The 12377-nt window shown below is 39.0% G+C and carries 10 protein-coding genes; 4 read left to right on the top strand and 6 right to left on the bottom strand.

The annotated features are described in order from the left end of the window. Positions 1-121 precede the first annotated feature (121 nt). On the bottom strand, positions 122-688 hold the full coding sequence (locus B5G52_RS15455; protein WP_087533541.1) for a phosphoribosyltransferase: 567 nt from the start codon (positions 686-688) through the stop codon (positions 122-124). Between the two features lie 204 nt (positions 689-892). Here B5G52_RS15455 and B5G52_RS15450 point away from each other — a divergent pair, with 204 nt between their 5' ends. Next, a complete protein-coding gene (locus B5G52_RS15450) occupies positions 893-1579 on the top strand; it encodes a hypothetical protein (RefSeq protein ID WP_087533540.1) in 687 nt (228 codons plus the stop codon). On the opposite strand, the gene B5G52_RS15445 is transcribed toward B5G52_RS15450, so the two are convergent. Further along, a complete protein-coding gene (locus tag B5G52_RS15445) occupies positions 1568-2284 on the bottom strand; it encodes an SIMPL domain-containing protein (protein ID WP_087533539.1) in 717 nt (238 codons plus the stop codon). The two genes, B5G52_RS15450 and B5G52_RS15445, sit on opposite strands and share 12 nt — an antisense overlap. A 126-nt stretch (positions 2285-2410) precedes the next feature. Between B5G52_RS15445 and B5G52_RS15440 the strand changes: the two genes are divergently transcribed. Beyond that, positions 2411-5083, top strand: coding sequence for a bifunctional acetate--CoA ligase family protein/GNAT family N-acetyltransferase (locus B5G52_RS15440; protein ID WP_087533538.1), 2673 nt, complete (start codon positions 2411-2413; stop codon positions 5081-5083). 19 nt (positions 5084-5102) lie between these two features. Further along, entirely contained in the window at positions 5103-6050 is a 948-nt protein-coding gene (locus B5G52_RS15435; RefSeq protein ID WP_087533537.1) for an ion transporter, read from the top strand. A gap of 57 nt (positions 6051-6107) precedes the next feature. Here the strand turns inward: B5G52_RS15435 and B5G52_RS15430 are convergent, their stop codons facing one another. The 3 genes from B5G52_RS15430 to B5G52_RS15420 are packed head-to-tail and all read right to left on the bottom strand — an operon-like array spanning position 6108 to position 11255. After that, positions 6108-10616 carry an EAL domain-containing protein gene (locus tag B5G52_RS15430; RefSeq protein WP_087533536.1) on the bottom strand — a complete coding sequence of 1503 codons (4509 nt, stop codon included), beginning with the start codon at positions 10614-10616 and terminating at the stop codon, positions 6108-6110. A 15-nt stretch (positions 10617-10631) separates the two neighbouring features. Then, positions 10632-11048, bottom strand: a complete 417-nt coding sequence (locus B5G52_RS15425) for a GNAT family N-acetyltransferase (protein WP_087533535.1) — start codon at positions 11046-11048, stop codon at positions 10632-10634. A 3-nt stretch (positions 11049-11051) separates the two neighbouring features. Continuing rightward, positions 11052-11255 (bottom strand): DUF3283 family protein, encoded by a 204-nt coding sequence (locus tag B5G52_RS15420; protein ID WP_087533547.1) that lies wholly within the window; start codon positions 11253-11255, stop codon positions 11052-11054. A 149-nt stretch (positions 11256-11404) separates the two neighbouring features. Between B5G52_RS15420 and B5G52_RS15415 the strand changes: the two genes are divergently transcribed. After that, positions 11405-12097, top strand: coding sequence for a transporter substrate-binding domain-containing protein (locus B5G52_RS15415; protein ID WP_254911227.1), 693 nt, complete (start codon positions 11405-11407; stop codon positions 12095-12097). Here the strand turns inward: B5G52_RS15415 and B5G52_RS15410 are convergent. Beyond that, on the bottom strand, positions 12094-12339 hold the full coding sequence (locus tag B5G52_RS15410; protein ID WP_087533534.1) for a DUF1289 domain-containing protein: 246 nt from the start codon (positions 12337-12339) through the stop codon (positions 12094-12096). The genes B5G52_RS15415 and B5G52_RS15410 overlap by 4 nt on opposite strands. Positions 12340-12377 lie beyond the last annotated feature (38 nt).

The raw sequence follows: 12377 nt of genomic DNA, 5'->3' as shown, positions 1-12377 counted from the left end.
AGCTTTTTCTTCCTTAACTGATCGGCATTACTTAACAGGCCTTTTTTATTACTAACTCGAAGATAAATCTGTTTAATTTAGTCCACAATAAAAACTAGCTTTATCTATACAAGTATTAGAATTACTTATCGAGCAATATGTCATGGATCTTTGCAAGATCAGTCTTACCTTCGATGATCTCATCAGGCGTTAGCCCTGAAAGCTCATGTGGGAATACTAACCACTCATCTGATTCATGAATGTAGTAATCAGGTTTCATATCAACCTTGGTATTCTTAGGCTTATAGTATGGGCATGCAACACGAATATCTTTAGGTAAGTTTAAACGCATAAGCTCAGAAAGCTTTTCTTTCAGAGCGAAAATACTACGGCCTGAATCAAAAACATCATCAACAATCAGTAAAGAATCACCCGCATTAGCTTTTTCAATAATGTAATGTAAGCCATGAACTTTGATTTCTTTTGACTGTTGATTAATACCGTAATACGAAGAAGTACGCACTGCAATATGATCCGTTTCTATACCTTTGTAGTCATAGTATTCTTGCACTGCAATACCAATTGGAGCACCACCACGCCAAATACCAATTATAAAGTCAGGACGGAAACCGTCTTGGTAAACTTGTGCTGCAACGCGAAAAGAATCTTCAAGTAATTGTTGCGCCGTGATGTAAGTCTTATCAGACATAATAGAAACCCCAGTGTAAGTAGTTCAATCAAGTGTAGTCTAAGCAAGACTAAGTTAACCACCTGAAAAGCTGTGGGGCGAGATTTTATACTAATTTGAGCGCAAAATCTTGCTTCTGAATAATTTAATCACTATTAACAGGCTTGGCTTGACCCGTAAGTGATTTAAGTTAGGATAGATTAAAAAGGTTATGAGGGAATCACAATGGATGCATGTATAAATCAACTCACTCAGCAATTACAGCAACATCAATTACAGTCCATTGTTGATGACTTTCCTAAATTATCTGCGCAGCAGCAAAGCATGCAGTTACTTCACTTATATCAAAGTGCACAAAGGATGGATGTAAAATACAGCTACTTACAAAATGTTGCGACCCGTATTTTAACTCATCACCCTCTCCCCAAACTTTTGATAAATCAATTCAAAGAGACAGATCAACTAAGCTTTTTTACTCCAGGGCTTAAATTCAATAAGGGTTTTGCCCTACAAAATGATACAAAAAATAATGTCATACACAGTTTATTTAGCCGCTGCGATGGTGAAAAACTGCCATTTAATTATGTGCGCTCGCTCATGTTATTTGAAAGTAACGAGACTCTATTATTGGCATTAACGCAGTATAATAATCAAGCACTAACACCGGTGGCTAGTTATATAACCTGTAACCTTAGCCAAACTAGTTTGCCTAAACATGAGTTTTCAGCGCTGCTCGCTTTAATGGAAGTAGAGTTAACACAAAATAAAGAGGTCAACACCACTGCTTTTTTAAAAGCCTTAGTCGCGCTAAAAAACACACTTCATAACACTCTCAATGAATACACTATTTTACTGGCAAGTGCTTATTTACGTTGTAAAACACATCAGCTTGAAAGCTATTTAGTCCGATAAATAGTATTCAATGGTGGTTACCACACGTACTTTTTTTAGTTGTGGTGTGTTTGAATCTCTATTTGAAATACTAAACTGACCTTGTCGAGCTGATTTAATTTTGCCTAATTTAGATTGTGAATCTTTTGCAAACTTAATTGCTACTTCCCGTGCCTTTTCAGTGGCTTCTTGCACCATTACAGGCTTAACATCATTGAGCCCAGTAAATAAGTATTCAATACGAGTCTCGTAGCTATCTTGAACTATCGCGATGCCTTGTTTAGCTAATTGCCCGACATGTGCAAGCGCATTTTGTACTTTACTAGGCTGTGATGAGTATACGGTTATATTAGCACGGGCAATATAACGAAACTGCTGATTATCACTGGAGTATTCACGAGCTTGTTTATCAACAATCGATTGTGCACCGCGACTGATTTCTTCATCATCAAAACCATGTAACTTTAGAAATGCAGTAACAGCATTATTTTTTCGCTCAATACGCTCAACCAACTTTTCAAGGTTATTGTCTGCATCACTAAATTGCAGCGGCCAAATGACAGTATCTGCAGGCACTTCCATTTCAGCAAGCCCCTTCACTTCAACTGTCCGCTCCATGCTTTTCACATCAAGCGCAGCACTTTTAAGGATCAAACCTAACCCGAGTAGGCCAATCGATATGGCTATCGCAGCGATTACGATATGGGAAGCTTTTGTGTTGATCATGTTTATTCCTTGATATAGATCTACTTAAGTACTCGAAAACTAGTACTAATAAGTGTTAGATTGAAATTTAAATGGTAGAGTTTAAGTGTTTCACCTTAACCGCCACTTTACAGCGAAGGAAAAGCCATGAGTGTAAAGCGCATTAGTCAATTTTTTAACCCTACTTCAGTTGCCGTTATAGGTGCATCAAATAATCCATCTCGCGCAGGCTTTATTGTAATGCGAAACTTGCTCCAAGGTGGTTTTAACGGCCCTATCATGCCCGTCAGTCCGACACATAAAGCGGTGCATGGCGTATTAGCTTATTCCTCTATTGCTGCTTTACCTAAAGTGCCTGATTTAGCTGTAATTTGCACCAATAAACATACAGTTACATCAATAATTACGGAACTGGGCGAATTTGGTTGCAAAAATGCTGTAGTCATCGCGGCAGGACTCAATGTAGATCAAAAAAACGCACTGCAACACGCAGCTAAAGAAGCAAACGTGTCATTACTTGGACCAAATTGCCTAGGTTTGTTAATCCCTCATATCGGCTTGAACGCAAGCTTTTCTCATACGGTAACAACACCTGGAAAAATAGCCTTTGTATCTCAGTCAGCTGCTGTGTGTTCAACTATACTAGACTGGGCGAAAAACAAAGAAATTGGCTTTTCTTATTTTGTCTCAGTGGGTGACTGTTTAGATATCGGTTTTGCTGAACTACTGGACTTTTTAGGACGCGATGCTAAAACCAAAGCGATTTTATTGTATATAGATAATATCGAGAATATTCGCAATTTTATATCAGCCGCGCGTGCCGCTGCATTTAGCAAACCAGTCATTGCAATAAAGACAGGAAAAACTGCCGCTGGCGCACTCGCTGCAGAAATACACACTGGTGGTAAGCAAAGCTCCGACGCTGTTTACGACGCCTTATTTCAGCGTGCGGGTATGCTGAGGGTAAGTGATTTAACGGAGTTATTTGCTGCAACTCAAACGCTAGCAATGCACCCTAAACTGCTACAAGTAGAACAACTGACTATCTTAACTAATGGTGGCGGCCCAGGAGTTATGGCTGTAGACAGCTTATTGCAAAGCTCTGGTAAATTAGCACAACTTAGTGACGAAACGCGCGCTGCCCTTAATAAAGTTATTCCGCAATCAGATATGACTTCAAATCCGGTTGATATTTTTGGAGATTCATCGCCGGCGCGCTATAAGCAAGCACTCGAAATATTACTGCACGCTAAAGAAGTTAAAAACTTACTAATCATTCACACTCCCTCTGCGATTGCACCGAGTGAAGAATATGCACACATTATAGCGCAAACACTCAGTAAACTCCCTAAGATGGCGCGCCCATATGTGATTACCAATTTTATGGGTGAAGATGCAGCTTATGCGGCTAGAAAGCTCTGCAGTAACTTTGCCATTCCTACTTATCGCACTCCCGAAGGCGCTGTCAGAGCATTTATGCATTTAGTGAGTTACCGTAGAAATCAAAAGCATCTAACACAAACGCCAGAGTCAAATACTGATGATGCAAAAATTAATAAACTTGGCGCTAAAGAACTTGTTAATGAGTTTTTAGCCGAGCAACAAAGCTATCTTTCAACTCATCAAGCGAGCCAAATACTGACTCATTACGGTATTGAGTGTATTCAAACCGAAGTAGCATACACCCCGACAGAAGCAAAAGAGCAAGCAATCGAGTTAGGGTTTCCGGTTGCGCTTAAATTGATTAGCCCAAGCATTCCTTCTAAATCAGAGGTTGGTGGCGTTGTATTAAACCTCAATGATGCACAAGAAGTTGAGCAAACAGCATTTGCTATGTTGCTACGAATTAAAAATACCTACCCAGATGCGATAATTGAAGGGTTTTCGCTGCAAAAAATGGCACCGCGCGCAGGAGCTAATGAGCTACGTATCGCCATTAAAACCGAACCAAATTTTGGTCCTGTTATCTTGCTCGGTGAAGCTGGAACAGGGCTTGAATTTGCTCAATCAGCTGTCGCCCTACCGCCACTAAATATGAACTTAGCTAAATACCTAGTTGCTGCAGCGCATGATAAAGGCGTATTAAAAGACCGTGTTTTGCCAGAAAAAGTTGATAAATACCGTCTATGCGCTTTATTAACTCGGATCTCACAGTTAGTTATTGATCAACCGGATATTACATCTGTTGAATTAAACCCAATACTGGCGAGTAACGGGCAATTTTTGGTACTTGATGCCACGATGACCCTAAGCCGTTATCAAATTCAAAGTAACCGCAAACGTTTATCAATTCGCCCTTATCCTATCGAGCTTGTGAAAAGCGTAACACTAAAAAATAAAAGTCTCGCTATTTTAAGACCAATTAAGCCTGAGGATGAGCAAGCACACAAAGCATTTGATCAATCACTCACAAAAGAAGACCGCTACAAACGATTTTTTGGTGAGCTACCTCAGTTTAACCATGATCAACTGGCTAAGATGACGCAAATTGATTATGACCGTGAAATGGCCTTTATTGTGACCCAGGAACAACAAGGTCAACAACTTACCTTAGGGGTTTCTAGAGTGTTGATGGATCCAGATAAAATTCGTGCAGAATTTGCCATTGTTGTTCGCTCTAATTGCCAAGGCCTCGGGCTAGGCGGTATGTTAATGCGTGCTGCTATCGAGTATTGCCAAAGCCAAGGAGTACAATTTATTGAAGGGATCACCTTACCTGAAAATACCGGAATGATAGAGCTTGCTCGTAAATTAGGTTTTAAAATTAGCCGGGATTTTGAAGAAGGTAGCATAAACATGCTACTTAAATTAACCAAATAGACTTAATACGGATACGACTTTGAACACTTTAAGAAAACGTACAGCTCTATTACTTGAAGGACATGGAGAATACACCAAAGCCGGACACATTATAGATATATTTTTAATCACATTAATTATGGTAAACGTAGTTGCTATTGTGCTGGAATCCATCGCGAGCCTTGCGCAAACTTATACTTACGAATTTTTAATGTTGGAAATCGCATCAGTCAGTATTTTTGCTATTGAATATATCCTGCGCTTATGGTCTTGTGTTGATCGCGCTGAGTACAAAAGCATAAAAACGGGGAACTTAAAACGCCGTCTTAAATATATATTTTCTCCTTTAGCGCTAATCGATTTACTTGCTATCTTGCCGACCCTATTAATGTTCTTTATTGCTTTTGATTTACGCTTCTTAAGAGTATTCAGATTGCTACGCGTATTCAAATTAACTCGTTACTCCCGCGCAATGCAATTATTACTAAAATCGTTTCGGGACGAAAGTAGCTCCCTGATGGCTGCTTTTTTTATAATGGCTGTAGTACTTATTTTAGCTTCCTGTGGCATTTACCTCATCGAACATGATATTCAACCAGATAAGTTTGGCTCCATTCCTGCGGCCATGTGGTGGGCGATGGCTACACTCACCACGGTAGGTTATGGCGATGTTGTACCCGTAACATCCCTCGGGCGTTTCTTTGGTGGAGTGATCACGTTACTAAGTATGGGCATGGTGGCTATTCCTACTGGTTTACTCGCCTCTAGCTTCTCTGAACAGTTACGCAAACGCCGTTTACATTTTAACGATGCGGTTCACGAAAGCCTTCATGATGGGCAATTAGATGACGATCAGCTCGAGCACTTAGAAACTCTGCGAATTAAATTAGGCTTAAATAAGCAAGAAGCGAATAAAATAATAAAAAAGCAACTAAACGCTCGCAGCCAGCACTTATATTGTCGTCATTGTGGTGCTAGGCAAGATTAGGGGCTAGCTAGATTTAATAAGTAAGGGCCATAACGCTATGATAATTTACTATAGCGTCTAGTCACTTTCTAAAACAGAGCTCCAATCCTTCGCCAATAATGCTGTTACGTCATCACCAGGGATAGGCTTACTAAATAGATACCCTTGGAACATATTACACCCAAGTGCACGCAAAAAAGTAAGCTGTTGTTTAGTCTCGACGCCTTCTGCAACACACTCCTTCCCTAAACTCTTTGCCAATGTCAAAGTGGATTCGATAATCGCTTCATCGCCATTATCAACCCCGATATCAGTGACAAAACTTCGATCTATTTTCAATACATCAATAGGGAAACGTTTTAAATAAGTAAAAGACGCATAACCAGTGCCAAAGTCATCCATATAGAGCCGACAACCAAGCTGCTTTAATCTCGTCATACTCTTTAATGCGTACGCGGAGTCATCCATTAGTACCGACTCAGTGATCTCAAACACCACAGTGTCAGGGCGTACTCCCGCAGTGCGCAAAGCAGTATTAACCTCTTCAACTAGTCCTTGATATTCAAAATCTAATGCTGAGAGGTTGATTGATACATATAAATCAGGCGTAATTAGCTGCCACTGCTTCAACTCTATTAATGCTCGTGACAATGTTTGTAGCATAATTTTTGTGATTAAACCTATGCTTTCAGCAACTAATGCAAATTCTTGAGGGTTGTTTACCGTGTTATCCGGCCAACGCAATAACACTTCGAATCCCTCTACTTTTTGCTCTTTTGCATTCACTATGGGCTGATAATGGTTGCAAAACTCATGCTCTTTATAAGCCTTATTTATTTGAGATTCTAAGTGTAGAGCTCGTTGTACATGTTGATTCATTTCTTGTTTATAAAACTGATAACTGCCCTCTGCACTCTTTTTAGCATGGTATAAAGCAACATCAGCTGCTTTAACCAGGTTTGTGCTTGTCGATGCATCATCCGGGTAAAGCGCCACACCGATGCTTAGGCTGACATTAACAGTTTGCTGAGTCAGAATAATCCCTTCGTTAACGCTGTTCATTATTTTAGCACACAGTAATACAACTTCTTCAATCTGCCCTACATCCTCGACTAACAACATAAACTCATCACCATTGAACCGAGCAATGCTGTCATTTATACGTAACCGTGACTTAATTCGTTTTGCGACCATTTTAATAATAGTATCTGCAGCTTCATGTCCAAGTGAGTCATTAAAGTATTTAAAACGCTTAATATTAATATTTAATAATGCAACTTTGCTGCTATGAGACTCTGCTTGCTCTAATGCATGTACAACACGGTCATTAAATAGGGTTCTATTAGGTAACCCAGTAAGGCCATCGTAATTAGCCAATAAAAACAACTCACTCTCAGCCATTTTTTGTGCATGAATATCCGTTAGAATAACCACGTAACTTTCGAGTCGGTTATCATTTCCTGCTACCGCGCTTATTTTTATCAATACATGACGTAATTCACCATTTGCTAATCGCACCGTGTCCTGTGCACTATAGTGTTCACCGACTTGTTGATTTCTCATAATACGCAGATAGTTCATACGCGCTGTACGGCTCATTCCGAGCTTTAGTGAGCGACTCGAATGAAAATCCGCGGCAAAATTAAAGGCCGTTTGCAAAGATTGATTTGTAGCTAAAATACGTAAGTTTTTATCGAGTATAAACACCCAGTCACGAGTTTGTTCAAAAGCCGCACCAAATAAACGCGCATGCTCTTCAAAAACGAGTTCTCGGGTCATATTGGTGTATGTGCCCGCGACTTTCTCTGGCGTTCCTCCTTGCCAAGCAACAACTTTGCCAAAGTCTTTATACCAGCGCCAATTCCCGGCTTTATGCCGTAAACGGTAGGTACAATTGAAGTAACCTTTCTCTGTTGATAAAAACTCAAGCCACTCTAGGCGGAATTTTTGCTTGTCCTGAGGGTGTATTTTTGCAAGGTAATCATCTAAATTAACCGTATCAATATCATAGTCCAACTCATTTTTTAATCGTGGCTGATAAATGATTGGACTTGATGACTGCCAATCCCATACCCCTGAATGACTTCCTTCTAACGCAAGCTTTAATCTAGCTTCACTTTCTTGGCTTTCTCTATGAGCTGCCAGCAATATTTGCTGTATTCGATTTCGACGCATCACCCACACAGTCACAATAGCTAAAAATAGCAATACGTAAAGCACCATAAATATTGGAGAGCGCCAAAGCGGGTATTTTACTTCTATATCTAGCGTTGCGGGGTGAGTAACGTCACCTGTTAACGGATCTTTTGCCCAAATTTTTAACTGGTATTCTCCTGGATTCAACTTAGGAAAGAGTACACGATTATTATTGCGGGTGTATGATTTTTGCCCACCTGATAGCTGATATTCATAAATAATCCGTTCTTGATAATTAAATGCCATAGCTGAAAAAGCAACTTCAAGTCCTATATCATCGTGCTCTAAAATCACTCTCTCAATTGGCTGTTTTAAATCAACCGCTAATTCACGAGACATAATATCGATACTGGTTACATTTACATGCTTGATGAGTCCATGCTTAGGGCTATTATCTTTAGGATAAAAATAAGTAAACCCTTTTAATGTGCCATAGACAATTTGGCCAGTTTTTAAACGGGTAAACGCGCCACTATTGAACTCAGTTGATACAACACCTTCGGAGGTAGTAAATTGCTGAAAATGCTTATTTTCAGGGTTTAAACGCCAAATTCCTTTATGGCTACTCATCCAAATCATACCAGATTCATCAAGTACCATGTCGTAAAGCAATGTCCCTAATTTATTTTTATCTAAATCAATAGTATGTAGAAGTTTATAGCTAGTTGCATCAAGACCTATCAGTCCAAAGTTAGATAATGAAATCCATAATACATTATTTTTATCAACAACATACGACATTACGTTAACCGCTACATTTTCATGTTGCTCTGGCAGAGTATAAATTTTAGTTAAAGCATAAGTATCAGGGTTAACATGATAAAGTACACCTGAATTATAAAATAATGGTGAATCGGGCATGGTCGATAAAGGGGGTAAAAAGCCGTACGCTAAAAATGGCTCGAATTGCTCAAATTCACCCACTAAAGGGGTAATCATTTGCGTATCGATGTTGTAAATGAACATGCCATATTCTGGATGGACATAAAACAGCTGTCCATTTGGCATCAACACCGAGCCATGTACCCAACCATCAATTAGATGTTGCTGACCTGGGTCTCGAACTTTGGCGGGTAATATCTCATAACTATGTGGGTCAAAGCTAAACACCCCGCGATTAGTATGTAACCAAAGCTTATTTTTATACGGTGTTATTTTATAAATACTAAATTCAGTGGTAAATAAATCTACTTGATAATCTTTTAAAAACACCTCACTTTCAAGTGTTGTTAAATCAACGGCAGTGAGGCCGTTATGTGTTGCCAACCAAACACGTTCTTCATACTCGGTTATCCCCCAAATAGATGGGTGCGACAAACCATCACCAGTTATTTTACTCGCATCCAGGTTTTCAAAGTGATAATTATCGAGTGGCAAATAAAATGCACCATCGCTTTTGGTCGCAACCCACATAGCTCCATTTTTATCTTTTACTATATCGATAATACTGGTATCTGAGAGTGCATATTCACTTTCTTGGATACGGGTATTTTTAACTAATTCCCCTTTAGTTGCATCGTACTTAAACAGCCCTTTATCCGTACCTATATCATAAACACCTTGTTCATTAATGATTTTCCAAATATTTAAATTCGGTAATAAAGTGGTATTTTTAAAGGGGGTATCAGGTCGTTCGAACATACTTGGTAAATTACTTATATCAACTTCATACAAACCACGTACCGCACCAACAAGCAGTTTATTATTCTCACCGAGGGCAAATGACTTAATATAGTTTTGATATATATGTTCAGGTTCAGTGCTAAGGTGTTCAAGCGGTCTATATTGCCCAGTACTCACATGATAAACATAGGCACCACTACTTGTAGCAATAAAAATATACCCTTGATGATAAAACAAATCTCTAATGACGGTGCTTCGAGTACGCTCTGGCAACTCAAAAATGGTTTCGATGACACCACTTTCGATATCTAACCGAGCAAAATCCCAGCCTCGCCCTATCCAAAGTGATTTATCATCCGAGGCCACCATGCTGAACACTGATTGACTCAGAATCTGTTCTTCACTGATTGGTTTTGATAAAAATTGCTGGTAGCTATCAGTAACAGGATCATAACGAAATAAACCCGCTAATAACGAGGCTATCCATATATTGCCTTCGGGGTCTTGGTAAATGCGATCTATTATGACTTCATTAAGCTCACCATTAGGCCCGGAAATGTGTAGTACTTGATAGCCGTCATACCGATTTAAGCCACCTTCTGTAGCCAACCAAAGGTAACCATTATTATCAATTAACATCTTACTGACGTAACTTTGCGATAAACCTTCACTTGGTGATAAGCGCTTTACTTTGGCATTTATCTGAGCAGTTATTACAGTGCAGCTGGCTAACACCGCAAAAATAAAAATTCTTAACCAGTTACCCATGTAATATCCCAATTATTATTTTGTGTATTCAGGCAGACACTGTAAAGCAACGATATTCCGCCGCTCATAGACTCTAAAAAGTGTCGATATAGGTAGCGGTAATGTTAACACATAGTTAAACCCAATTGAGCGATAAAAATCAATTAAACTTTGGTATGCAAAAGTAAAAACAGCCTCTTGCTGTTGTAATAGGAGCGATAGGAGTAACTTTTTAGCAATTCCTTGCTTTCGCCAGCGAGGGGCAACCAATAATGTAGATAAAAATAAATAGCCATCACGGCGTTGAATGCGGCACGCAGCAATTATTTCTAACTCAGCATAAACCACCCATATAATATCTTGTTTAGTTGCACGCCCTCTCGCCCCATACTTATTGTAAAACTTATTTACTAAAGGCGTTTTAATAGGCTCTAAACACACTATTCGAATCACAAATTAGCTCTGCATTAATGCAAGATACTGTTCAAATTGTTGTTTCAAAAATGCTTGCTCTGCAACAGGGCGACTATTTATAGTGCTGTACACGTTCTCACGCGTATTTTTACCACGCTTGATTTGGTATGCCCAAAATGAGGCTTCATAATCGAGTTGAATTTGATATTTTTGCTCACGAGGCAGTGAGCATAAGTTGTATGACATAACTTCCAACTATTTCCAGAACAATACATTAGTCTTAAGTATATCAAACATTTTGTTTTTGTAAGTAAAGTAGTCCCGACTACCCTTGCACTATGTATGATTTATAAGTAAATTAGAGGTAATCCCAGTCCCATATTGGAAACAAACTATTGAATAAACTGCTTCTTATTCTTTTTCTAACAAGCTTACTCCTACCTGTAACGAGCAAGGCAAGCAATCAACATCTACTGTTTAACCGTCCTGCTGATACTCCGCAAGCAAAATATGTTATCGATTTAATGTCAAAGGCTTACAATCAACTTGGCTACAAGATGCATATCATCGATTTTAATCATCAAAGTGCATTAACTGCTGCAAATGATGGTACTTTGGATGGCCAATTAGGTCGTATTAGCTCAATAGCAAAACAATATAAGAATCTGAAAATAGTTAATTTCCCATTATTTGAGTTTAACTTAGTTTTATTAAAAAACTGCCTCCAATGCAGTTTTGAACAGCTAGATAGCATCGCAATACAAGCAGGTTACCCTGCGGCACAAGAATATTTAGATAACAACCCTTTTATTGGCAACGTTGTCCGGGTAAAGAGCGTTACAGCACAGCTAAATTTGCTAACGCAAAAAAAGGTAAGTGGTTTAGTGTTGCTAGATTTTATACTGCACACTAAGCACCCTAATTTTGACACATCAGCATTTCAAACAGAAGTTTTAGTGCCCATCCAAAGCTTTCATTTTTTACATAAACGCCACAGTGCCTTAATACCTAAACTAGAAGCTGAGCTCATACGGTTACACAAAAATGGTACTGTGCAGCTTTTGAGAGCAAAATACAGTTTAGATTAAAAATCAAACCCACCTTGCTCCGGGTGCTGAGGTTTATCAGCTACACTGTGCTGTTTTTGTAAATAACGTTTATAACGCTGTTGGCAAAGACTTATGACCTTCTTTTTTTCTGCGTTTGAAAATGAGTTCCATGCAAAGCGCTCTTCACGGCTGCGATAGCAACCTTTGCAATATCCCCGATTATTTACTTCGCATATACTTTTGCAGGGGCTAGGAATTTCAAATATTTCAATTTGTTGCATTAATGCTACGCTGTTTACTCAACACTTCTTTGAGTATA

It is taken from the genome of Pseudoalteromonas sp. A601 (genome assembly GCF_002165575.1).
In the GTDB taxonomy this organism is placed as follows: Bacteria; Pseudomonadota; Gammaproteobacteria; order Enterobacterales; family Alteromonadaceae; genus Pseudoalteromonas.
The sequence above is the reverse complement of the archived record's forward strand: the minus strand, read 5'-3'. Positions and strand labels throughout refer to the sequence as shown.